The organism is Nocardiopsis sp. FIRDI 009, from assembly GCF_003386285.1.
Taxonomy (GTDB): Bacteria; Actinomycetota; Actinomycetes; order Streptosporangiales; family Streptosporangiaceae; genus Nocardiopsis.
In genome coordinates this window covers 24,746-47,050 of record NZ_QPNC01000021.1, presented here as the reverse complement: position 1 = coordinate 47,050, position 22,305 = coordinate 24,746, and the positions used below count along the sequence as shown (strand labels likewise).

The window sequence follows — 22,305 nt, the reverse complement described above, 5'->3', positions numbered from 1 at the left end:
TAGGACGACATACCGCGGTGTCGCCCCGCGCACGCGGAGCGGCGCCGACGGGGGAACCGTCGGCGCCGCCGTGAGCGCGCCCGGGGGGTGAGGCCCGGGTGCCGCAGGACGAGGCGGGCCGCCGACGAGGAACGAGCGTCAGGCGAGGCCGGGGATGAGGCGTCCCCGGCCTCGCGGGCGCCCGACCGGAGCGAATGCCTCGCCGAAGCCGTCCGTCGAGGGTGCCCCGTCCCGCCGCGAAGCGGAAGGACCGGGGCGGGCACAGCTCCCTAGAAGGCGGGACCCGCGGCCATGGCCTCGTCGATCGTCTCGGCCCGGGCCTCCTCGACCTGCTCGGTCAGCCCCTCCTCGTGGGCCTCGAACTCCTCCGCCGCGGCGGCGGCGAAGGAGCGCAGCGCCACCTCCTGGGTCAGGACGTCACCGCGGACGCGGTTGTTGTCGCCGACCTGGGCGACGGGCTGGTTGTCGGAGGTGACCAGGTCACCGCCGACGATGTTGTTGTCCACGTACACGCCGCCGGTCACGCCGGTGACGGTGAGGTCCCCGTCGACGTAGTTGAGCGACTCGCAGAAGCCCTCCTGCTCGCCCGCGCCGACCGCGACCGGGCCGCCACCGCCGGAGTAGGTGGCCGCGCCCAGGACCTCGCTGTCGCACAGGATGCCCCCGCCGGCGGCACCGGTGACGGACAGGTCGCCGCGGACGGCGGTGTCGTACACGTCGACGTACGCGGCGCCGTCGGCGCTGACGTCGCCGCCGATCCGCGAGCCGCTGACGTAGACCTCGCCCACCTCGGAGTTGAGGCCCTCGACCGAGGAGTCCACGACGAAGACGAAGCCCTCGGTGTTGCCGCCCTCGACGGGAAGCGCGCTGACACCGGCGCCGCTGGTGCTCTCCTCCAGGTGGGTGCCGAAGGAGCCGTTGTTGACGACGCTGTCGCCCAGGGTGGTGCTGGAGGCGTCGAAGTAGCCGTTGCCCTGGACGGTCACCTCGCCCTCGATCTCACCGCCGATGATGTGCAGGTTGGCGTCCGCGCGGACGGTGACGTCACCCTGGATGACCGTGCCGTCCAGGTAGCAGCTCTCGCCCTCGGGGACCGCGAGGTCGGTGGGAAGGGTGACCGCGCCGCCGTGACCCGAGCACAGGGTGACCAGGTCGGCCTGCGCGGGGGTGGCGACGAGCGCTGCTCCGCCGACGGCGAGGGAGGCGGTGGCGAGCGCCGCGGCCTTGCTCGGAAGCTTCATTCGGGGGTGTTCCTTTCATCGTGACCGTGGGGGCGGCGCTCCGGAGATCGGTGCGGGCGGAGCGCCGGGACACATCCAGGAACGTACCGATGCCTAGGCGATTTGGGAATACTTCTGAGGCGAATAATCTCGTTTGTCTAGGTTTCGACAGGGGAAACTGCGCATGCATCAAGGATCCACGAGGTCTGCCTGTGGCATGTGCGACACATGGCGTGTTTGTGTTGTTTTGTACCCCATACACACACCGGGACCGCCCGGCATACCCGGCGGCCCCGTGTGGGTAAGGTCCCGTGAGTCCTACTTCAGATGCCCGTCACCCGTGACCACATACTTGGTCGAGGTCATCTCCGTGAGCCCCATCGGCCCCCTGGCGTGCAGTTTCTGGGTGGAGATACCGATCTCCGCGCCGAAGCCGAACTCACCGCCGTCGGTGAAACGGGTGGAGGCGTTCACCATGACCGCTGCCGAGTCGACCCGGGACACGAAATACCGGGACGCCGCGAGCGAGTCGGTGACGATGGCCTCCGTGTGCCGGGTGGAGTACCGCCGGATGTGGGCGAGGGCGTCGTCGATGGTCGGGACCACGCGCACGGCCAGGTCCATGGACAGGTACTCGGTGGCCCAGTCCTCCTCGGTGGCCTCGACCACCGTCGCCGCGCCGCCGGCGGCCTCGGCCACGGCCAGCACGCGGGCGTCGCCGTGCACCGTGACCCCGGCCTCGGCGAGGGACTCCAGCGCCCGCGGGAGGAACGCGTCCGCGACCGCCTCGTGCACGAGCAGCGTCTCGGCCGAGTTGCACACCGAGCAGCGCTGCGCCTTGGCGTTGGTGGCGATCGCGACCGCCTTGTCGAGGTCGGCGGCCTCGTCCACGTACACGTGGCACAGCCCCTCGCCCGTCTCGATCACCGGGACCGTGGAGTCGCGCACGACCGCCTGGATCAACGAGTTGCCCCCGCGCGGGATGAGGACGTCGACCAGCCCGCGCGCCCGCATGAGCGCGGTGGAGGACTCGCGGGTACGGCCCGGCACCAGCTGCACGGCGTCGACCGGGACACCGGTCCCCTCCAACGCCTCGCGCATGATCGCGACGAGGGCGGTGTTGGAGGCGTAGGCGGAGGAGGAGCCGCGCAGCAGGGCGGCGTTCCCGCTCTTGAGGCACAGCGCGGCGGCGTCGACCGTGACGTTGGGCCGCCCCTCGTAGATGATGCCGATGACACCGAGCGGCACCCGGATCTGCCGCAGGTCCAGACCGTTGGGGAGCACACCGCCGCGCACCGACTCCCCGACCGGGTCGGGCAGCTCGACGATGTGGCGCACGGCGTCGGCGACGGCCTCGATCCGCTGGGGGGTCAGGGTGAGGCGGTCGACGAAGGCCGGCGTGGTGCCCTCGCTCCGGGCGCGCTCAACGTCCTCGGCGTTGGCGGCGGTGATCTCGTCGGTCCTCTTGACGAGGGCGTCGGCGACGGCCAGGAGGGCGGCGTCCTTCACGGCCCGGCTGAGCGGGGCGAGGTCGACCGCCGCCTCCCCGGCACGTTCGGCCACCGCACGGACCTCGCGCTCGATGTCACTCATGGGTGCTCTCTCTTGTGGTCGGGAGGGCGCCCCGGCACACCGGCCGCGCCGCGCACGGCGCCGTGTCGGGGCGTCGGTCTCCAGGGTATATGCCGCCGGTCACCCCCGCCCGGGCCCCGCACGCGCGTTCCCGGCCCGCGGCCGGTTCAACCCGAAGCACTCTCGGAACACTTTCCATTTCCTTCACGTTGCCCCGTGGCATAGAAAGGTCATGTGACCAAGCTCACACGTTCAGTAATGATCTTGAGCCGTTCCGAACACCGCCTCCGACGAGATGGAATAACCATACGCATTCATTCGGTCACCAACAAAGAGTCTCCGCCCCCGGTCGATTGTCGCGGGAACCTGCTTTACTGTGCGAGTGACACCGACTGCACCCCGTCGGCCACCGAGAGAGCTTCCGGGAGGCTATTCCCGGATGCCCTAGTTCATTAACGGCACCGCAACCATCCAGCTGACCGATGACGGCCACTGGGAATAGCCAGGAATGCGAGCACGAGAATGACAATGACGTCCGGGGCAGAGGAATCACATTACGCGGCCCGGTCTCTGTCCAGCGCCTTGGCCCGGCTCTCCAGAATCCCGGTGGTCCGCGACAAGTACAGTCACTACGCGGGTCGGAGCCGCCCTCCCCGCCTGACGGAACTCCCCACCCTGACCCGGGACGAACTGGGTGAGGCCACCGACGCCCTGATGCGGGACGCCCCGACCGCCCTGAACCGCGCCTCGCTGCACATCATGGGCGGGACGACCTCGACGATGCGGATGGGGGCGCTGCCCGCCGACCTGTACCTCGACGAGATCGCCCCGCACGTGAACCCGTTCGAGCCCGGCGACCTCCTCGCCAGCCTGACCACGCCCTTCCACATGCGAGCCTCGCACGACCTGCACACCGCCCTGGCCAGGCGGGCGGGTGCGCCGACGCTGTCGATGGACGCGCCGAACGACACGATGATCGGCCCCTACCTCGACCTGTTCGAGCAGCGGGGCGTGACCGCGCTGGCCACCACTCTCGACACCGTCCGCCGCCTGCTCCGGTTCTGCGCCGCGGAGGGGCGCGGCCTGGACTTCCTGCGCAAGGTGGTCTGGAGCGGCCCGGCGCTGGACTCCGGCACCCGGACGCTGATCCGGTCCCGGTTCCCCCATCTGCGCACCTGGGCGCTCTTCGGGTCGGCGGAGACCTGGATCATAGGGCACAGCGGCCCCACGTGCTCCGACGACACCCTCCATCTGCTCCCGCACCAGTACACGGAGATCGACGACGGCCGGATGCTCGTGACGGTGACCCATGAGAAGGCGGTCATCCCCCTGCTCCGGTACGACACCGGGATCTCGGCGGAGTGGACGCGCTGCCGGTGCGACCTGCCCGGACCGGCGATCCGGACGCACAGCCGGATCGACGCCCCCCTGGGGCGGCTGGCCCGGCTGGTCTCCCCCCTCGAACTGGTGTCGCTCGCGCGCCGGTTGGACTCGGTGGACGAGGCTCAGGTCGTGGTGGTGGACCCGCACACCGAGGACGAACGGCTGCACCTGAGGATCCGGCTGGTACCGGGGGTCGAGCCCGACCTGTACACCAGCGAGTGGATCCGGCACCACATGGTCTCCGGCTGCCTGGCCCTGTCCGCGATCACGGACGAATCGCCGGAGGTGTTCGAGGTCGTCACGGCGCCCCGCCTGCTGTTCAGCTGCCTGGACGACGGCGCGCCCGCGGTGGTGCTCCGCGAAGGACAGAGATACGTAGTTCCATCGACATCTACAGTTAATCAGCATCCTTATGATAGGTTGATTACGTAGATTCAGGAGGACCGGACCGCGCCCATCCTCCCCTGTCGGCCGCGAGCCGCCCCTGAGTCGTGCCGACCGACCCCCGACCACAGGAGTGCGCCATGCGGACCGTCCCGCTGACCGCCAACGGCCCCACCGTGTCCGCCCAAGGACTCGGGTGCATGGGGATGAGTGAGTTCTACGGCCCCGGCGACGACGCGGAGTCCATCGCGACCCTCCACCACGCCCTCGACCTCGGTGTCACGTTCCTGGACACGGCCGACATGTACGGCCACGGCGCCAACGAGGAACTCGTCGGGAAGGTCGTCCGCGAGCGGCGCGACGAGGTCGTCCTCGCCACCAAGTTCGCGATCGTCCGCGACCGGCGGACCGGGGCGCGCACGATCCGGGGCGACGCCGAGTACGTCCGCTCCGCCTGTGACGCGAGCCTGCGCCGTCTGGGGCTGGACACGATCGACCTCTACTACATGCACCGCCGCGACCCCGACGTGCCCGTGGAGGAGACCGTGGGGGCGATGGCCGAGCTGGTGGCCGCGGGCAAGGTCCGCCACCTGGGCCTGTCCGAGGTGACCGCCGAGGAGATCCGCGCGGCCCGGGCCGTCCACCCGATCGCCGCCGTCCAGACCGAGTACTCGCTGTGGACCCGGCACGTGGAGGACGAGGGGATCCTGGCGGCCTGCCGGGAGCTGGGGATCGGCTTCGTCCCCTACTCCCCCCTCGGACGCGGCTTCCTCACCGGGAAGTTCACCGCCACCGAGGGGCTGGCCGAGGACGACTTCCGGCGGGGGCAGCCACGGTTCCTTGAGGAGAACGCCGCCCGCAACCGGACGTTGCTCGCCGTCATCGAGCGGGTCGCCGCGTCGCACGGGGCGACCCCCGGCCAGGTGGCACTCGCCTGGGTCCACGCCCAGTCCTCGACGTGGGGGCTGCCGGTCGTACCGATCCCGGGCACCAAGCGCCGTGACCGTCTGGAGGAGAACACGCGGGGCGCCGAGCTGACCCTCACCCGGGAGGACCTGGACGCGCTCGACCCCATCGCCTCCGCCGTGGTGGGCGGTCGGTACTGATGGCCTCCCTCAGGGCGGGTGTGCAGGCGCCCGCCTCGGGTATCGCCTTGGTGCCGGCCCCCGGAGGGGCCGACGAGCACGGAGGGACAACCGCCCTGATATACGATTCGCAGATGACCCAGCTTCCCATGGACCAGCGGATCGGTCATCACCTGAAACGGGCCGAACAGGAACTGATCGCGGCCAAGCACGCGGTGCTGCGTCAGTTCAACCTGTCCGTCCCGCAGTACACCGTGCTTCTGGTGCTGTCGGAGGAACCCGGCCTGTCCGGCGCGATCCTCGCACGGCGGTGCCTGGTGACCCCGCAGACGATGTCGTCCGTCCTCGCAACGCTCAGTCGGCGGGAACTCATCGAGCGCAAACCGCACCCGCTGCACTCACACATCCTGGAGACCCGACTGTCCGAGAGCGGTCACGCCCTGCTCAAGCAGGCGGACGAAGCCGCGGTCCGGGTCGAGACGCGGCTGAGCCAGGCGTTCACCAAGGCCGAGGAGGAGGAGTTCATCCGCTTCCTGGCCCGGTGCGCCGAGGCCTCCGCCGAGGCCCGCACCGAACTGGTGGACCTGTGAACGAGGCGTGACCCGCGGCGCCGGACCGGCGCCGCTGCTGCGCCCGGATGGTGCTCCGCAGCGCCTCGGTGAGCGCCCGCACCTCCTGCGGTGTCGGCCGTCCCCTCAGGATGTCCAGGATCAGGATGTTCTCGGCCACGAGGGCCTCCTCCGTCTGCGTCGGCTCACTCATGCGAGTTCCCCCTTCGGCGGTCCGTGAGCGGTCGCGGCCGCCGTCGGCGGCCGGCGTCGTCGGTGTGAGGGGACGGGAGGACGGGGTGTCCGCCGCTCCCCCGGACGGTGGGGGCGCGCGGCGGACACCCGGTCACATCGGCGGGTTGCCGTGCTTGCGGCTGGGCCCCTCCGCGTGCTTGGCGCTGAGCGCCTCCAGTGCGCCGGCCAGGACCTGCCGGGTCCGGGCGGGGTCGATCACGTCGTCGACCAGTCCTCGTTCGGCCGCGTAGAAGGGGTGCATGAGCTCCTCCTCGTACTGGCGGATCCGCTCGGCACGGGTCGCCTCCGGGTCGTCGGAGGCCGCGATCTCACGGCGGAAGACGATGTCGGCGGCTCCCTGGGCGCCCATGACCGCGATCTCGTTGGTGGGCCAGGCGTAGGACAGGTCCGCGCCGACGGACAGCGAGTCCATGACGATGTAGGCGCCGCCGTAGGCCTTGCGCAGGATCACCTGGATCCGGGGCACGGTCGCGTCGCAGTAGGCGTACAGCAGCTTCGCCCCGTGCCGGATGATCCCCTCGTGCTCCTGGTCCCTGCCGGGCAGGAAGCCCGGCACGTCGACGAAGGTCACGAGCGGGATGTTGAAGGCGTCGCACATCTGGACGAAGCGGGCGCCCTTCTCGGAGGCGTCGATGTCCATCGCCCCGGCCAGGACCGAGGGCTGGTTGGCGACCACGCCCACGAGTCGGCCCCCGATGTGGGCGAACCCGACCACGATGTTGGGCGCCCACCGCTCGTGGGTCTCGAAGAAGTCGCCGTCGTCGACGACCTCACGGACCACGTCCCGCACGTCGTACGACCGCCGGTTGTCGGCGGGCACGATGTCCGCCAGCTTCTCCGAGACCCGGTCGACGGGGTCCTCGCCGTAGTGGGACGGCGCCACCTCCCGGTTGTTGGAGGGCAGCAGCGACAGCAGGAACCGCACGTCGGCCAGGCACGACTCCTCGTCGTCGTGGACCATGCCCGCCGCGCCCGAGCGCAGGGCGTGCACGTCGGTCCCGCCCAGGTCGTCCGCGGTGATCTCCTCCCCCGTGACGGCCCGCACGGCGTCGGGACCGGTGATGAACATCCGCGAGGTCCCGCGCACCATGAACACGGCATCGGTGAGCGCGGGCGAGTAGACCGCTCCGCCCGCACACGGGCCGAGCATGACGCTGATCTGCGGGATCACACCCGAGGAGCGGACGTTGCGCTGGAAGATCCCGCCGTACCCCGCGAGGGCGACCACCCCCTCCTGGATGCGGGCGCCCGCGCCGTCGTTGAGCCCGACGATCGGACAGCCCGCCTTCAGGGCCATGTCCTGGATCTTGTGGATCTTCTGCGCGTGGGCCTCGCCGAGCGCTCCGCCGAACAGCCGGAAGTCGTGTGCGAACACGAACACCCGTCGGTCGTGCACGCGCCCCCAACCGGTGACGACCCCGTCGGTGTGGGGGCGCCTGTCCTCCAGCCCGAACCCGGTGGCCCGGTGCCGGCGCAGCGGCTCGATCTCGACGAAGGCGCCCTTGTCGAAGAGCAGGTCGATCCGTTCCCTGACGGTGAGCTTGCCCTTGTCGTGCTGGCGTCGGGTGGCGGCCTCGTCCGGCGGACATCACGCGGACACGGATGCCGGGGCCGCCGCGTCGAGGGGGACGGCCTGGTGGACACGGGTCGGGGTCAGGGGGATCGGGCTCCACCGCACCAGGGCCAGACCGACGCTCATCCCGCCGCCGAACCCGGCGAGCAGGACGAGGTCGCCCTCCCGGAGCACACCCGACCGGTGCACCGTGTCCAGGGCCAGGGGGATCGACCCCGCCCCGGTGTTGCCCTGGGTGTCGACGGTCAGGTGCATGTGGGCGTAGTCGAGGCCGAGCGAGGGCCAGACGTCGGAGAGCATGGCGCCGTTGGCCTGGTGGGGGACGAAGTGGCGGATCTCGTCACCGGCCACTCCCAGACCGTCGAGTGTCCGGTGGATGGTCTCGGGCAGGCGTCGGACGACGTAGTCGCGCACACCCCGCCCCTCCATCTTGAAGAAGTGCTCCCCCCGGTCCAGGACCGCCGCGGAGGCGGGCATCCGCGATCCCCCGGCGGGGACCCGGATCAGGTCGTGGTGGTCGCCGTCGGTGATCAGGCGGGCGCCCAGGACCCCGTCGCGGTCGTAGGCGGGTCCCAGGACGACGGCTCCCGCGCCGTCACCGAACAGCGGGGCGGTCCTCCGGTCGCCGTAGTCGAGGATGCGGGAGTAGATGTCCGCCCCGATGACCAGCGCGTAGGCCTCGGCCTGGGGGCGCAGCAGGTGTTCGGCCACGGAGAGGGCATAGACGAACCCGCTGCACACGGAGTTCACGTCGAAGGCGGCGGCGTCGCGGGCGCCGAGCAGGTGCTGGGTGATGCTGGCCGTCGCCGGTTGGGGATGGTCGGGGGTGGACGTGGCGACGATGATGTAGGCGAGCCGCCCGGCGGGGACGCCCGCCTGGGCCAGCGCCCGGCGGCCCGCCTCGGCCGCGAGGTCGGAGGTGGCCTGGTCCGGCGCGGCGCGTCTGCGCTCCCGGATCCCCGTCTTACGGCGGATCCACTCGTCGTCCACACCGGCCGTGCTCGCGATCAGATCGTTGCCGACCACTTCGACCGGAAGGTAGGAGCCCGTACCGAGGATGGCGATCGTCATCGTGCTGTCTCCTTCTTGCTGAGCTGTGGATGGCCCTGCTCCGCCTCCACGGCGGCGCTGCCGGTCGGTGAGGGGGCGACGGTGAGCCGGATGCGCTCCCACCCGTGCCGGTCGGCGTGCGCGCCGAGCGCGGGGTCCTGGCCGACGGCGACCGGACGTCCCACGGCCGACAGCAGCGACAGGTCACTGGAGTGGTCGCCGTAGGCGGTGCAGTCGGTCAGGCGGACCCCGCGCACGGCGGCGGCCGCGCGCGCCGCCGTCCCCTTGGCGGCGCCGATCATCGGGACCAGGACCTCGCCGGTGAGCTGGGACCCGCGCAGGGTGGGCCGGGTGCCGAGGGCCCAGTGCGCTCCGACCGTCTCGCGGATCGGCTCCAGGCAGGCGAAGAAGGATCCCGACAGCAGGACGACCAGGTCTCCCGCGGCACGGTGTCGGCGCAGCCGCTCCACCACCGGGAAGTGCCAGAAGCCGGGTTTGAGGGACGTGACCGCGAACCACTCCCGGCCCATCGCCCGCAGGCGGTCGGCGGACTCCCCCCTCATCAGCCGGTAGTAACGGCGGTTGACGTCCTGGCGGGGCGCCCCCTGTGCGGCCGCCTCGCGCAGTTCGGCCACGACCCGTTCGTAGCTGCCGGCCGGGCGGGCGCTGTTGTGGAAGTAGAACTCCAGGAACGAGAACATGCTCTTGGGGGCGATGAGTGTCTCGTCCACGTCGAAGAAGGCGATGCTCGGTGTCCGTGTCCCCGTGCCGGGCGCTCCGCCGGTGGCGGCCATGTGCGTCTCCTACCTGTGGAAGGTGCGTTCGTACCGTCGGTCCGGGTCAGGACGGCAGGCGGACGAGACCGACGGCCAACCGGCAGATCGACTCGCCCCGCTGTCGGACGTCCACCTCGACGGGGGTCGGGCCTGCGGCGGAGTCGGAGGCGGCCGGATACTCCACCGTTCCGCCCTGGGTGTAGTAGACGTCCGGGTCGGCCTCCTCGGCGGGCACGACGCGGGCCAGGAGGTCGGTGCGGTGCTCCAGCTCGCCGAAGCTGGTGAAGGAGGCGGTGAGCTCGGCCGGGTAGGTCTTGGCCGGTGAGGCTCCCCGGGCCTCGAGGAGGGCGTTGAGGGCCAGCTGGCGTCCGGCCTCGGCCAGGACCATTCCCGGGAGGTGGTCCTGGGCGTGGTCGAACATGCTCGGGTGCTGGGGCAGCACCCGCAGGGCGGCGGAGGTGACGTCCACGTCCGTGCTGAGTCCGGACAGCACCACGTTGTCACTGCTGCCCCGCCCCACCAGGTAGGGGGTGGGGACCTCTCCGGCGGCGGGGAACTCGAAGGTCGCCGTGGAGGGCACCGGGACGCCCGACCGGTTGCTCAGCCGCAGCCTGCCGTAGCTCTCGGGGGACTTGAAGCGCAGGCCCACGACGGCGGCGCCGACCTCGGCCCCGTCGACGAAGAGGCGGAAGCGGCAGTCGTAGCCGACCACGCGCCCCTCCTTGACCCGCTTGTCCTCGACCGAGCAGAGCATCTTGAGCGCGCAGGGCAGGGGCCCCACGACCATCCGGTCCGGCCGGGTGATGCTGACGCCCAGGGTGGTGAGGATGAACTTGTGGTCGAACGGCACCCCGTAGTGGGCGTGGGCGATGGCCAGGCCCACCTGTCGGCACGCTTCGAGCAGCAGCACCGGATCGTGGAGGCGGGGTCTGAGCAGGTGGTCGCCGAAGTAGGAGTGCGAACGGGGGAGCTGGGCCGCGGCCGCGTGGGCGTCGCCGCCCAGGGACTGGGTGTCGGTGACGAAGACCTCCGCCAGGGACTCCCGGTGGACGAAGGCGCGGTCGAGGGTACGCGCGTAGTCCAGGCGCGGGTCGTCGGCTCCGCCGACCGGGGCGTCGACGTCGAGGAGGCGTTGTGTGGGCAGCTGCATGGTGTGTCTCACATTCCTCTTGCTCGTGGGCCTGGGAGGCGGGGAGGCCGCCGGGGCGGGGCGGCCTCCCCTGGAGCGTTGGAGCAGTGGACGGGGCAGGGTCGGGTCGGGGAGGCGAAGGTTCGAGGAGGCGCCGCCGACCTAGGGGTAGACGTCCCCGGGGAGCTTGCGGTCGGCGCCGACGGTGCGGATGTGCCAGTAGGGGTAGGGGGCGGGCACCTCGCTCACCTCGTCGAGCCGGGCCACCTCCTCCTCGCTGAGCGTCCACTCCATCGCCCTGAGGTTGTCCTCCAGCTGGTGCGGCTTGCTCGCGCCGATGACGGCCGAGGTGACGCCGGGCTTGGCCAGCAGCCAGTTCACGGCGGCCTGGGCGATGCTCGCGTCCCGCTTCTCGGCGATCTCCCGGAGCACGTCGACGATGTCGTGCGCCTGCTCCTCGTCGGTGAGCGGGGCGGACTCGGCGGCGGTGGCGTTGGCCAGACGGCTGCCCTCGGGACGCTCACCGCGCTTGTACTTGCCGGTGAGGAAGCCGCCCGCGAGCGGGCTCCAGGCGGTGATGCCGACCTTCTGGTCCACGGCCAGCGGCACGATCTCCCGCTCCAGGTCGCGGGCGGCCAGGTTGTAGTAGCCCTGGTAGCAGACGAACCGGGACAGGCCGCGCAGCTCGGAGACCGACAGCGCCTTCATCAGGTGCCAGGCGGCGAAGTTGGACACACCGATGTAGCGGATCTTGCCCGCCCGGATCAGGTCGTCCAGGGCGCGCAGGGTCTCGTCCAGTGAGGTGCGGGGGTCGAACCCGTGGATGTGGTACAGGTCGATGTAGTCGGTGTTCAGGCGGCGCAGGCTCGCCTCGACGGCGGCGAACAGGTGGTGGCGGGAGGCGCCCAGGTCGTTGGGGTCGTCGGTGATGCGCCAGCGTCCCTTGGTCCCGATGACGACCCGGTCGCGCACCTTCTTGAGCGCGGCGCCGAGGAACTCCTCACCCATGCCGTTCTTGTACACGTCCGCGGTGTCGAAGAAGTTGATCCCGGCGTCCAGGGCCGTGTTGATGAGGGTGAAGACGTCGTCGTCGTCGACCGTGCCGAACTCGGCCCAGTCCTTGTCGGGCGCTCCCAGGAACTTGGCGCTCCCTCCGAAGTTGAACGAGCCGTAGCACAGCTCGGAGACGGACAGCCCCGTGTCTCCCAGATAGCGGTACCGCATGTGAGGTGTCTCCATTCGTTGGTGTGGTGGGCGGGTTCGCCCGAGGGGGTGGGGGATGGGTCTAGTCGGTCTTGCGGAGTTCGCGTTCCTTGACGACGAGGAACGTCACCACGGCTCCGAGCAGGGCCAGGACCGCCAGACCGAGGAACGTGGCGTGCATGGCCGAGGTGAGGCTGTCCGAGATCGCCTCCAGCGCGGGACCGCGGTCGTCGGCGGCCAGCTGGGCCAGTCCGGTGTCCAGCCGTCCCTGGGTGGCCTCTCCCGCCAGGGTCCGCTCCTGTTCGTCCGTTGCGAAGGGCAGGTCGAGCGAGCGCAGCGACAGGCTGGTCAGCAGCGACCCCGCGCCCGCGATGGCCACGCTCTCGCCGGTGATGCGCATGGTGTTGAAGATCCCGGAGGCCATCCCGGCGCGTTCGACCTCCACGGTGCTGACGGCCGCGTTGTCCATGACCCCGAACGCGCTGCCCACGCCGACGCCGAACAGGGCCAGGGGTGCGATGAGGGCGGTCCAGGACTGCCCCGGTTCGAGGACCATCAGCCACAGGGAGCCGCCGGCGATCAGCAGCGAGCTGACGGCGAGCATGACGCGCAGGGGGACCTTGGCGGCGATCTGTCCGGCCGCCAGCGGCAGGAGCAGCACCGGCAGGGTCAGGGGCAGGAGCAGCGCGCCCGCCTCCGTCGAACCGAAACCGCCCACGCCCTGGAAGAAGGGCGGCAGGTAGACGAGCAGGACCACGAAGCCGAAGGTGATGGTGAAGGGCTGGCAGACCACGACGACGAAGGTCGGGCGGCGGAAGAGCGCCAGGTCGAACATGGGCCGCCGGACCCGTGACTCCACGGCGATGAAGGCCGCGAGGAAGACGACGAAACCGACGACCGCGCCGATCGTGCTCAGGCTGAGCCACCCCGTCTCGGCGCCCTGGACGAACGCCAGCGACAGCAGGAAGAGGCTGGCGCTGAACGTGACGACACCGCCCCAGTCCACGCTCGTCGCCTCGGGGTCACGCGACTCACGGATGGCGCGGACCAGGAGGAGCACGATGAGTCCGAGCACGACGTTCATCAGGAAGACCGCGCGCCAGCTCGCGAGGTTGACCAGCACCCCCGCGACGAGCGGCCCCAGTGCCAGGCCGAACCCGAAGGAGCTCCCCAGGACGCCGAAGGCGCGCGCCCTGGCCGCTCCCCGGAACCCGTCGGCGAGGATCGCGGCGCCGCTGGTGAGGATTCCCGCGGCCCCGACGCCCTGCACCGCCCTGGCCACGTCGATGACGACGATGTTCGAGGACAGCCCGATGACGGCGGCCATCGCCATGAACACCACGACACCGACGACGAGGATCCTGCGGCGGCCGAACCGGTCGGCCAGTCCGCCCGCGGCGAGCATGAACGCCGCGAAGGTGACGTTGTAGGCGTTCTGCACCCACTGGGCCTGCCCGACGCTGGCGTCCAGTTCGGCCGCGAGCTGGGTGAGCGCCACCGCCGGCGCGGTCACGGCGAGCGGCAGCATCACGCTGGCCAGGGCGACGGCCACGAGTGTGGCCACCCCCTGCCCCCTGGTCAGGGCGGCTGGAGCCCCCTGTCGTTCCGTTGCGTCGATCGCCATTGCCTTGCCCCTCGATCGATTGCTGATGACTATCTACTCACGAAGGAGCATAAGGTATCTTACTATCATCGTCAATCTTATGGCGACGGTGGGAGCGAGGACGCCCCCGACCGGACACCGACACCTATCGATCGGAGCCCATCGAAATGCCGTTGACCAGTGATGACAGCACCGCCGCCCGTGAGCCCCGACCCCCCGCCGACCCGGTCGACGTCCTGGTCGTCGGCGCCGGACCCGTGGGGCTGACCGCTGCGTGTGAACTCCTGCGACGCGGGGTGCGCGTGCGGCTCGTCGACCGAGCGGCCGGGCCCTCCCCCTTCCCCAAGGCCCTCCTGCTCTGGCCGCGCACGCTCGACATGCTGGAGGACCTCGGCTCGCTCGACGCGGCCAGGAAGGCCGGCATCGACATCAACACGTTCCGCTACTACTCCTCGGGCGCGCCGCTGGCCTCGTTCACCTTCCCCGAACACCTGACGCCGCTGTGCCTGCCGCAGAGCGAGACCGAACGCGTACTCCACGACCGGCTGCTGGAGCTCGGCGGGCGGGTCGAGCGCGGCGTGCGACTGCTCGCCTTCGACGGCATGGACTTCTCCGGGGACATCACGGCCACCGACGGGGTGACCGCCGTCCTGGAGCACGCCGACGGAACCGTGGAGCGCTACCGCGCGCCCTTCGTCATCGGTGCGGACGGCGCGGGCAGCGCCGTGCGGGCCCAGATCGGCACCGGGTTCGGCGGCAGCACCTACGAGTCGGCGTTCGCCCTCGTCGACTGCCGCATCGAGGGCGATCTGCCCGGCGACGAGGCCCTCTACTACCAGTCACCGCAGGGCGCGCTGGTCATCGTCGCCCTCCCCGACGGGGTCTTCCGCTTCTTCGCCAGCCTCCCGCCCGGCGAGAAGGTGAGCGTGGAGCTGCTCCAGCGGATCGCCGACGAGCAGGGCCCCGGCGGCGTCCGCCTGGTCGACCCCGTGTGGGAGTCGGTCTTCCGCGTCCACCGCAGGCACGCCGACGACTTCCAGCGGGGCCGGGTCTTCCTGGCCGGGGACGCCGCCCACGTGCACAGCCCCGCGGGCGGCCAGGGGCTCAACACCGGCATGCAGGACGCGCAGAACGTCGCCTGGAAGCTGGCCGCCGTGATCGGCGGCCAGGCCGCCCCCTCCCTGCTGTACACCTACGGGCAGGAGCGCAAGGACGTGGCCCGGCAGGTGGTGCGCGACACCGACATCCAGACGCGGGGTTGGATGCTCAGGCACCCGCTCCAGACCGGGGCCCGCGACGCGGCGTTCCGCCTCCTGGAACCGGTGCTGGAGCGGCACTACCTCCCGGTGATGGCCGGGTACCGCTTCCGGTACGGCCCCGCCCGCGCCACGCAGGAACCGGCCTGGCCCTCCTCCTGCCTGCTGTCCCGGCACCGGCCGGGAGCCATCCGGGTCGGGCACGCCCTGCCCCGCGCGCTCGCCGTCGCGCTGGGCGTCGGCGGCCGGGAGCCGCGCGACGGCGAGGCCGTCACCCCTCCCCGGTGGACGCTCGCCGTCACAACGGGCCGCCCCGGCCTGGAGGAGGACCTGGCCAGGGCGATCGCGAACCGGCCGGAGGTCGCGGTGCGGACGCTGGCCTCCCGCGACGCCGCCGAGCACCGGCTCTGCCCGGCCGCCGGCTACCACCTGATCCGTCCGGACGGCTACGTCGCCGCGCACGGACACGGGAACGACCGGATGCGGCTGCGCGCCGAACTCACGGCCCACCTCGGGGCCGCCGCCCGCTGACCGCCCCGCCCGCACCGGAGCGGGGCGCCGGATCGCGATGATCCGGCGCCCCGCCGCCCCTCGTACCGTGCCCGGTGTCAGCCTCCGGCCGCGACCGGATCGCCCGTCCGGGAGGCCAGGACCTTGCGGTCCCGGCTGACGAGCAGACCGATGACCAGTTCGACCGGGGCGAGCACGATCAGCAGCGCCAGGGCCGGGGTCCAACTGCCCGTGACCGACCCGATCAGGCCGAACAGGAGCGGGCCGCACACCGCGCCCACGATGTAGCCGACCGTCTGCACCATGCCCGACAGCTGGGCGGCGACGCCGGGGTCGGGCGAGCGCAGCCCGATGAAGGTCATCGCCATCGCGAACCCGCCGCCCAGGGCCAGGCCGAGGATGACGGCCCAGAACGTGGCGAGGTCGGGCTGGACGATCAGTCCGAGGTTGGCCACCGCCCCCAGGACGGCGACCGCGACGGTCACCGTCGCCGGACGCAGCCGTCCGGAGAGCACCGGGGCCAGCACCGCGGCCGGGATGCTCACCAGCATGCACAGGGAGAGCACAGCGCCCGCCTCGGCGGCCCCCCGGGCGATGAGGATGGTCGGCAGCCACCCCAGGGCGGTGAAGAAGGCCAGGGCGCGAAGCGCCAGGTAGAGCGTGGCCTGCCAGGCGACGGCGTCGCGCAGCAGTCCGCCCAGGACGGGGGGCGGCGCGGCCGCCCCCCGCGGCCTTCCCTGGCTCAGGGCCAGGGGCACCCACACGACCAGGGCCAGGATCGCCAGCCCGGCCCACAGCGCCAGGGCGGTGGGCCAGTCGACGCCGAGACCGTCGCGCAGGGGAACGGTCACGCCGGAGGCCAGGGCCGCCCCACCACTGAGGACCGCCGTGGCGAGGCCGGTGTAGAAGCGGATCCGGTCGGGGAAGGCGCTCTTGACCACCGCGGGGATCAGGACGTTTCCGATGGCGAGACCGGCACCGGCCAGGACGGTGCCGACGAACAGGGTCGGCACGGCCGGGACGAACCGGATGGCCAGGCCGACGACGATCAGGACGAGCGCCAGGGTGACGGCGCTGTTGACACCGATCCTGCGGGCGAACGCAGGGGCGAGCAGGGCGAAGACGCCCAGACACAGGACCGGGAGCGTGGTGAGCAGGCTGATGGTCGCGCCGGACAGGCCCAGGTCCTCCTGGATCCGTCCGAGCAGGGGGGAGACGCTTCCGATGGCCGGGCGGAGGTTGACCGCGAGCAACACCAGCCCCACGGCCGTCCAGAGGAGATTGGACGTCGCCCGGACGCCTTGTTGGTCTTGTGCCACGAGTTCCTCACTCAACGTGTCGGTGATGCGACTGGCCTGGCACAGGGGGTCAGACCAGGAAGCCAAAGAGACCTGATGACTATCTATTAGCGAGCGGGTAACCAAGATCTGCTAGATATAAGATAGCGTATCTCATGAACCGCCTGGATCGGCTTCCGCACGGAACGTCATCCACCGCCTCCCCGGGCGGCTCGCGGCGGGGGAACCCCAGGACAGAGCAGGACCCAGAAGGGAAAGATCGTGGCCTACCACATCGCCGTGAAGTTCGACGTGCCCGCCGAGCACCGCGACGAGTTCATCGCCGCCGCCCTGGAGGACGGCCGGAACTCCAACGCCGACGAGCCCGGCACGCTGGCGTTCAACCTGGTCGAGGACGAGGAGACCGCCAACCGCTTCTACCTGATCGAGGCGTACGAGGACGAGGAGGCCTTCCAGGCGCACTGCGACGGCCCGCACTTCAAGAAGTTCTTCGACATCATCGGCGGCTGGGGCCAGGAGGGCCCCGAGTGGCTGGTGCGGGGTACCCAGCACGTCTGACCCCCTGATCCACACGAGGCCCGTGCGGTGGAACTCCACCGCACGGGCCTCCTCGCTCCCCTCCTCCGCCCCCGGGAGCGGAGGAGGGGAGATCGCGGCACCGGTCACCCGGTCACCCCTCGGGGGTCACCGGCCCCTCACCCGCGCCGGTGCGCACCGTGGCCTCGGCGATCTCGGACAGGTCGGCCTCGGTCAGCTCCAGCGAACCGGCGGCCAGCCACGCGTCGATCTGTTCGGGGCGGCGGGCGCCGACGATGGCGCCGGTCACACCGGGCCAGGCGGCCGCCCAGGCCACCGCGACGGCCGCGACCGTGGTTCCGTGCCGCTCGGCGACCGGCTCCAGCGCCCGCGCCAGGGCGAGGTTGCGCTCCAGGTTGGTGGTGAAGTCCACGTGCCCCCGCCGCCAGTCGGCGGGGTCGAGCTCCTCGACCCGCTCCCGGGAGAAGGCCCCGGTGAGCAGTCCGGACTGCATCGGCGAGTAGACGATCACGCCCGTGCCGTTCCGTGCGGACCAGGCCACCTCGGCCGCGTTGGACCGGTTGATCGCGGAGAACGGCGGCTGGACGGCCTCGACGTGGCCGACCGCCTCGGCCCGCTCCAGGAGCGGAACGTCGTGGTTGGACAGGCCGATGGCACGCACCTTGCCCTCCGCCTTCAGGTCCGCCATCACCGCCCAGTACTCCTCGATCGGGGTCGCCTGGGGCGCCGGGCCGCCCGACTCCTCCCCGCTGTACTCCAGCGAGGCGCCCGTGTCGGGCCAGTGCACCTGGAACAGGTCGATCCTGTCCACCCCCAGCCGGGAGAGGGAGCCCTCGACCTCGCGCCGGACGCTGTCGGGGCGCATGATCCGGTGCGGGGGCGCCTCCGGGTCGTCCTCGTCCCAGACCAGACCGCACTTGGTGAAGACGAACGGCCGGTCGGCCTCGGGGATGTGGGCGACGGCCTTGCCGACCACCTCCTCGGAGTGGCCGAGGCCGTAGACGGCGGCGGTGTCGATCCAGTTGACGCCGTTCTCGACGGCGTGGCGGATGGCGGCGATCGACTCGGCGTCGTCCTGCTCCCCCCACGAGTAGCGCCAACCACCGCCTCCGATCGCCCAGGCGCCCAGGCCGACCCGGGTGATGTCCATCCCGGTGTCGCCCAGTGGGCGGGTGTGCAGGCTCATTCGCGTACTCCCATCGGTCGTGTCGGTGCGTCCGAGCATCAGATCCCAGTCTCTCACATGAGACCAGATATTTGATCGAAATCAATCCACCATCAGGGTTCCTTCGATTATAAGAATACGTATACTTATCGGGACCCGCACACCCACCGACCTGGAAGAGGTGCCCCCATGTGTGGACCCGAGCTGATCCGCAACGCCCAGAGCAGTCTCGCCGAGGACAACGCCGACACCGCGACGATGACGGCGCCCGCAACGACGACCCCCGCCCCCTCGGTCACCGCACCGCCCACCGGCACGGGTGTGGGCCGACGCCGGATGCTCACGGGCTCCGCGGCCGTGGGAGCGCTCCTCACCGGCATCGGCGCCCTGGGGGTCGCCAACAGCGATCCCGCCTACGCCCAGGCCATCAACGGTGTCTCCGCCTCCCGCCTGCGGGTCCTCGACCTCAGCCACGCCATCCACACCGACTTCCCCGTCTACTCGCCCTTCGTCCTGGAGCCCAACATCTTCCAGACCGCGCGGGTGGACGACGACGGCTACAACGCGCTCAAGCTGGAGATCGACGAGCACACGGGGACCCACATGGACGCCCCCTGGCACTTCTACGACAACGACGACGCCCTGCGCACCGACCAGCTCGACCCGGCGAACCTGGTCTGCCCCCTGGTGGTGATCCGCATCGTCGACCGCGCCGAGAGGGACCTGGACGCCGAGGTCACCGTGCGGGACCTGCGCCGCTGGGAGCGGCGCTACGGACGCATCCCCCGACGCGCCCTCGTCGCCATGGACTCCGGTTGGACCCGGCGCGTGCTCAACGGCGCGGCCGACATGCTGAACCGGGACAGCGAGGGGATCCCCCATTTCCCCGGATTCAGCGCGGAGGCGTGCGCCTGGCTGCTGAACCACCGCGACATCGCCGGTATCGCGGTGGACACCCCGAGCCTGGACCCGGGCCCCCTGTCCGTCTCCGACCCCCAGGCCCACATCCTGACCCTGGGCGCGAACAAGTACGGCCTGGAGATCACCGCGAACATGGACCAGGCCCCCGACTGCGGCGCCATCGCCGTCGTCGGCGTCCTCAAGACCCAGGGCGGCACCGGCGGTCCCACCCGCCTGATGGCCGTCCGCTGACCGAACCGCTCCCCTGGCACTCGGCCCCCGAGGACGCCGGTCTTGGCCGTCGGCGCCCTCGGGGGCCTCACGCGACCCGCCCCGGTCAGCTCCAGCCGTACCGTCCCCGCAGCACGTCCGCGACCAGCCAGAACCGCTCCTCGTCCAGGACCGCGGCCTCCCGGCGGATGCCGTCCTCCTCGAACTCGAAGAGGCGGTCCACCCGGACGTGGGAGTCCCGGCCCTCGCGGTCCCACGGTCCGCTGCCGAGGGGCAGCCAGTCCTGGCTCTCCCAGCTCTCGGGGCTCTGGGACGAGAGCATGAGACCGTGCAGCCGACCGTCCCTGCGCCCCACAACGAGCATCGGCCGGTCCTTGCCCTGGGCGGGGTCCTCCTCGTAGGGAACCCACGTCCACACGATCTCGCCCGCGTCGGCCAGGCCGTCGCGTTCGGGGGCGTAGGCGATCCGGGTCGCGTTCTGCTCGGTGGGGATCTCGCGGACCCGGCCGCGCTGGGGGTGCGGGTCTCGCCCGCGCGCTGTGTGTTCACTCACGTGGGCATCCTAGGCCGTGTCCCGGGCGGGCGGAGCGCCTCCGACACGCGGACCGGGTCAGCAGGTGTCGAAGAGGTACCCGGCCCCGTCCGGGGCGACCAGGTCGCGGTCGCGCAGGATCACGCTGGCGGGGGTGTCCGGGTCGGCGCACACGTCCGCGAAGGGGACGTCGAGGGTGTCGGGGTACTCGACGGCGAGCACCGCGTCACCGTAGACGGCCGTGTAGGCGGCGCACTCGTCGAAGGCCGCGCACTCCTCGGCGACCGCGAGGTCGAACCCGGCCTCCCGCCGGGCCCGCCCCGCGAGTTCGGCGGCGTTCTTCTGCGCGACGGCCATACCGTGCCCGTGCGCCGTCTCGGCGAGGTCGGCGGCGAGCGCGAGGGCGTCGTCGGCCGTGAACGCGCCACCGGAGCGGGTGTGGGAGTCGAGGTTGTCGAACTCCACGGCGTCGAACCCCCGCTCGGCGCACTCGCGCACGGTCGCGCCGACGAGCTCGGCGATCCCCTCCCTGCGTTCCCCGGTGGACACGTCCAGCAGGATCTCGTCCGGCCAGTCGGGGTCGACGACGAACTCGCCGTCCGCGTCGCGCAGCAGCAGGTCCGGGTGCTCGGCCACCCACCGTTCCCGCTCCTGCGGCTGGGTCTGGAACCCGTTGACGTAACAGACCGAGTACAGGTCCGCGACGGGCTCGGCCGTGGCGTCGCGTACCACGGTCACCACCCCCGGGGCGGGCTCGTAGGCGCCGCCGAGCTGGTAGTCGAACGCTCCGGCGGGCGGAAGCCGAACCTCGTCGGCCCCGCCCGCCGAACATCCGGCGCACAGGACGGTCAGGGCGAGAGCCCCGCCGGCGGCGCCCCGGGTCACAGGACCACGAGGTCGTCGCGGTGCACCAGTTCGCGTTCGTAGGAGGGCCCCATCTCCCGGGCCAGCCACCGCGTGGACCGGCCCATCATGTCGGGGACCTCGGAGGCGTCGTAATTGACCAGCCCCCGCGCGACCACGGTGCCGCGCTCGTCGCGCAGGTCCACGGGGTCCCCCGCGCTGAAGTCGCCCAGGACCTTGACCACGCCCGCGGGCAGCAGCGAGGCCTTCTCGCTCACGACCGCCACCACCGCCCCCGGGTCCAGGACCAGGCTGCCCCGGCCGGCGGTCGCGTGGGCGAGCCACAGCTGACGGGTCGAGGGACGGCGGCCCTCGGCCGGGGCGAAGAGGGTGCCCACCCGTTCCCCGGCCAGGGCGGCGCGCGCGTTGGCGGCCGAGGTCAGCACCGTCTGCACCCCCGCCTCGGTGGCGATGCGCGCCGACTCCACCTTCGTCACCATGCCGCCGGTGCCCACGCCCCGTTTGCCCGCGGTACCGATGTCGATCCCGTCCAGGTCCTCCGGGCCGCGCACGAGGTCGACCACGGAGGTGGACGGGTCGGAGGGGTCGCCGTCGTACAGGGCGTCCACGTCGGAGAGCAGGATGAGCGCGTCGGCGCGCATGAGGTGGGCGACGAGTGCGGCGAGGCGGTCGTTGTCGCCGAACCGGATCTCGTGGGTGGCCACGGTGTCGTTCTCGTTGACGATCGGCACCGCCCCGATGTCCAGCAGGCGACGCAGCGTGCGCTGCGCGTTGCGGTGCTGCACCCGCCGCATCATGTCCTCCACCGTGAGCAGGACCTGGGCGGCGTTGAGACCGTGCCCGGCCAGCTCGGCGGTGTAGGAGGCGAGCAGCAACCCCTGACCGACGCTGGCCGCCGCCTGCTGTGAGGCCAGGTCGCGCGGGCGCCGGGTCAGCCCGAGAGGGGTCATCCCGGCCGCGACGGCGCCGGAGGAGACCAGGATGACCTCCTGGCCGAGCGCACGACGGGTGGCCAGGACCTCGACGAGGTCGCGGATCCGGCCGGAGTCGATCCGGCCCTGGGGCGTCGTCAGCGACGACGACCCCACCTTGACCACGACCCGTCGGGCGGTCGCCACCGCCTCGCGGCCCGCGACCTCGAGTGCGTCGATCTGTTCGGTTCTCACGCTGTCCACCGGGGGCTTTCCATCCGTGGCACGGCTCCGGGTCCGGTCGCCGTGCGCGTACCTGA

The 22,305-nt window shown here is 71.5% G+C and carries 19 protein-coding genes and 1 pseudogene; 6 read left to right on the top strand and 14 right to left on the bottom strand.

The window, feature by feature from the left end:
* Positions 1-269: 269 nt before the first annotated feature.
* Entirely contained in the window at positions 270-1,241 is a 972-nt protein-coding gene (locus DVR05_RS18840) for a hypothetical protein (RefSeq protein WP_116247236.1), read from the bottom strand.
* Positions 1,242-1,538: 297 nt separating this feature from the next.
* Entirely contained in the window at positions 1,539-2,813 is a 1,275-nt protein-coding gene (locus DVR05_RS18835; RefSeq protein WP_116247235.1) for a glutamate-5-semialdehyde dehydrogenase, read from the bottom strand.
* A 585-nt stretch (positions 2,814-3,398) separates the two neighbouring features.
* On the opposite strand from DVR05_RS18835, the gene DVR05_RS18830 reads away from it, so the two are divergent.
* The 3 genes from DVR05_RS18830 (at position 3,399) to DVR05_RS18820 (ending at position 6,234) form a co-directional block, all read left to right on the top strand.
* Positions 3,399-4,607 carry an AMP-dependent synthetase gene (locus tag DVR05_RS18830; protein WP_116247326.1) on the top strand — a complete coding sequence of 403 codons (1,209 nt, stop codon included), beginning with the start codon at positions 3,399-3,401 and terminating at the stop codon, positions 4,605-4,607.
* Positions 4,608-4,699: 92 nt separating this feature from the next.
* Positions 4,700-5,665 (top strand): aldo/keto reductase, encoded by a 966-nt coding sequence (locus DVR05_RS18825; protein ID WP_116247234.1) that lies wholly within the window; start codon positions 4,700-4,702, stop codon positions 5,663-5,665.
* 113 nt (positions 5,666-5,778) lie between these two features.
* The gene (locus tag DVR05_RS18820; protein ID WP_116247233.1) at positions 5,779-6,234 is read left to right on the top strand and encodes a MarR family winged helix-turn-helix transcriptional regulator; all 456 of its coding nucleotides are present in this window, start codon (positions 5,779-5,781) and stop codon (positions 6,232-6,234) included.
* Here DVR05_RS18820 and DVR05_RS27965 read toward each other — a convergent pair.
* The 7 genes and pseudogenes from DVR05_RS27965 to DVR05_RS18785 form a co-directional block, all read right to left on the bottom strand.
* A complete protein-coding gene (locus DVR05_RS27965) occupies positions 6,167-6,406 on the bottom strand; it encodes an acyl-CoA carboxylase epsilon subunit (RefSeq protein WP_116247232.1) in 240 nt (79 codons plus the stop codon). The two genes, DVR05_RS18820 and DVR05_RS27965, sit on opposite strands and share 68 nt — an antisense overlap.
* A gap of 132 nt (positions 6,407-6,538) precedes the next feature.
* A pseudogene (locus tag DVR05_RS18810) lies at positions 6,539-8,026 on the bottom strand (acyl-CoA carboxylase subunit beta); the annotation flags it as partial.
* Positions 8,027-8,035: 9 nt separating this feature from the next.
* A complete protein-coding gene (locus DVR05_RS18805; RefSeq protein WP_116247231.1) occupies positions 8,036-9,091 on the bottom strand; it encodes a 3-oxoacyl-ACP synthase III family protein in 1,056 nt (351 codons plus the stop codon).
* Positions 9,088-9,864, bottom strand: a complete 777-nt coding sequence (locus DVR05_RS18800) for an HAD family phosphatase (RefSeq protein ID WP_116247230.1) — start codon at positions 9,862-9,864, stop codon at positions 9,088-9,090. The genes DVR05_RS18805 and DVR05_RS18800 overlap by 4 nt, the downstream gene beginning before the upstream one ends.
* Positions 9,865-9,910: 46 nt before the next feature.
* Positions 9,911-10,996 carry a ScbA/BarX family gamma-butyrolactone biosynthesis protein gene (locus DVR05_RS18795; protein WP_116247229.1) on the bottom strand — a complete coding sequence of 362 codons (1,086 nt, stop codon included), beginning with the start codon at positions 10,994-10,996 and terminating at the stop codon, positions 9,911-9,913.
* 141 nt (positions 10,997-11,137) lie between these two features.
* Positions 11,138-12,199: an aldo/keto reductase gene (locus tag DVR05_RS18790; RefSeq protein ID WP_116247228.1), complete on the bottom strand. Its 1,062-nt coding sequence runs from the start codon at positions 12,197-12,199 to the stop codon at positions 11,138-11,140.
* A 61-nt stretch (positions 12,200-12,260) separates the two neighbouring features.
* A complete protein-coding gene (locus DVR05_RS18785) occupies positions 12,261-13,802 on the bottom strand; it encodes an MFS transporter (RefSeq protein WP_116247227.1) in 1,542 nt (513 codons plus the stop codon).
* Positions 13,803-13,948: 146 nt separating this feature from the next.
* Between DVR05_RS18785 and DVR05_RS18780 the strand changes: the two genes are divergently transcribed.
* Positions 13,949-15,568 carry an FAD-dependent monooxygenase gene (locus tag DVR05_RS18780; RefSeq protein WP_116247226.1) on the top strand — a complete coding sequence of 540 codons (1,620 nt, stop codon included), beginning with the start codon at positions 13,949-13,951 and terminating at the stop codon, positions 15,566-15,568.
* Between the two features lie 77 nt (positions 15,569-15,645).
* On the opposite strand, the gene DVR05_RS18775 is transcribed toward DVR05_RS18780, so the two are convergent.
* A complete protein-coding gene (locus tag DVR05_RS18775; RefSeq protein WP_232832217.1) occupies positions 15,646-16,866 on the bottom strand; it encodes an MFS transporter in 1,221 nt (406 codons plus the stop codon).
* A gap of 240 nt (positions 16,867-17,106) precedes the next feature.
* Here DVR05_RS18775 and DVR05_RS18770 point away from each other — a divergent pair, with 240 nt between their 5' ends.
* Entirely contained in the window at positions 17,107-17,403 is a 297-nt protein-coding gene (locus DVR05_RS18770) for a putative quinol monooxygenase (protein ID WP_116247224.1), read from the top strand.
* A 112-nt stretch (positions 17,404-17,515) separates the two neighbouring features.
* Here DVR05_RS18770 and DVR05_RS18765 read toward each other — a convergent pair whose 3' ends face one another.
* Complete coding sequence (locus DVR05_RS18765; RefSeq protein ID WP_116247223.1) at positions 17,516-18,568, bottom strand: aldo/keto reductase; 1,053 nt, start codon at positions 18,566-18,568, stop codon at positions 17,516-17,518.
* A gap of 168 nt (positions 18,569-18,736) precedes the next feature.
* Here DVR05_RS18765 and DVR05_RS18760 point away from each other — a divergent pair, with 168 nt between their 5' ends.
* Complete coding sequence (locus DVR05_RS18760; RefSeq protein ID WP_116247222.1) at positions 18,737-19,699, top strand: cyclase family protein; 963 nt, start codon at positions 18,737-18,739, stop codon at positions 19,697-19,699.
* Positions 19,700-19,784: 85 nt separating this feature from the next.
* On the opposite strand, the gene DVR05_RS18755 is transcribed toward DVR05_RS18760, so the two are convergent.
* Genes DVR05_RS18755 through proB form a run of 3 tightly spaced genes read right to left on the bottom strand, consistent with a single transcriptional unit; the run spans position 19,785 to position 22,249 of the window.
* Positions 19,785-20,231, bottom strand: coding sequence for a type II toxin-antitoxin system PemK/MazF family toxin (locus DVR05_RS18755; RefSeq protein WP_116247221.1), 447 nt, complete (start codon positions 20,229-20,231; stop codon positions 19,785-19,787).
* A gap of 57 nt (positions 20,232-20,288) precedes the next feature.
* The gene (locus tag DVR05_RS18750) at positions 20,289-21,095 is read right to left on the bottom strand and encodes an endo alpha-1,4 polygalactosaminidase (RefSeq protein ID WP_116247220.1); all 807 of its coding nucleotides are present in this window, start codon (positions 21,093-21,095) and stop codon (positions 20,289-20,291) included.
* Positions 21,092-22,249, bottom strand: coding sequence for a glutamate 5-kinase (gene proB, locus DVR05_RS18745; protein WP_116247219.1), 1,158 nt, complete (start codon positions 22,247-22,249; stop codon positions 21,092-21,094). Before proB ends, DVR05_RS18750 begins: the two co-directional genes overlap by 4 nt.
* Positions 22,250-22,305 lie beyond the last annotated feature (56 nt).

Bases quoted from the DNA above. Each gene is read 5' to 3' on its own strand.
- DVR05_RS18760 (WP_116247222.1), top strand. From the start codon at position 18,737: ATGTGTGGACCCGAGCTGATCCGCAACGCCCAGAGCAGTCTCGCCGAG.
- DVR05_RS18780 (WP_116247226.1), top strand. From the start codon at position 13,949: ATGCCGTTGACCAGTGATGACAGCACCGCCGCCCGTGAGCCCCGACCC.
- DVR05_RS18790 (WP_116247228.1), bottom strand. From the start codon at position 12,199: ATGCGGTACCGCTATCTGGGAGACACGGGGCTGTCCGTCTCCGAGCTG.
- DVR05_RS18840 (WP_116247236.1), bottom strand. From the start codon at position 1,241: ATGAAGCTTCCGAGCAAGGCCGCGGCGCTCGCCACCGCCTCCCTCGCC.
- DVR05_RS18765 (WP_116247223.1), bottom strand. From the start codon at position 18,568: ATGAGCCTGCACACCCGCCCACTGGGCGACACCGGGATGGACATCACC.
- DVR05_RS18825 (WP_116247234.1), top strand. From the start codon at position 4,700: ATGCGGACCGTCCCGCTGACCGCCAACGGCCCCACCGTGTCCGCCCAA.
- DVR05_RS18835 (WP_116247235.1), bottom strand. From the start codon at position 2,813: ATGAGTGACATCGAGCGCGAGGTCCGTGCGGTGGCCGAACGTGCCGGG.
- DVR05_RS18805 (WP_116247231.1), bottom strand. From the start codon at position 9,091: ATGACGATCGCCATCCTCGGTACGGGCTCCTACCTTCCGGTCGAAGTG.
- DVR05_RS18795 (WP_116247229.1), bottom strand. From the start codon at position 10,996: ATGCAGCTGCCCACACAACGCCTCCTCGACGTCGACGCCCCGGTCGGC.
- DVR05_RS18785 (WP_116247227.1), bottom strand. From the start codon at position 13,802: ATGGCGATCGACGCAACGGAACGACAGGGGGCTCCAGCCGCCCTGACC.
- DVR05_RS27965 (WP_116247232.1), bottom strand. From the start codon at position 6,406: ATGAGTGAGCCGACGCAGACGGAGGAGGCCCTCGTGGCCGAGAACATC.
- DVR05_RS18820 (WP_116247233.1), top strand. From the start codon at position 5,779: ATGACCCAGCTTCCCATGGACCAGCGGATCGGTCATCACCTGAAACGG.
- DVR05_RS18800 (WP_116247230.1), bottom strand. From the start codon at position 9,864: ATGGCCGCCACCGGCGGAGCGCCCGGCACGGGGACACGGACACCGAGC.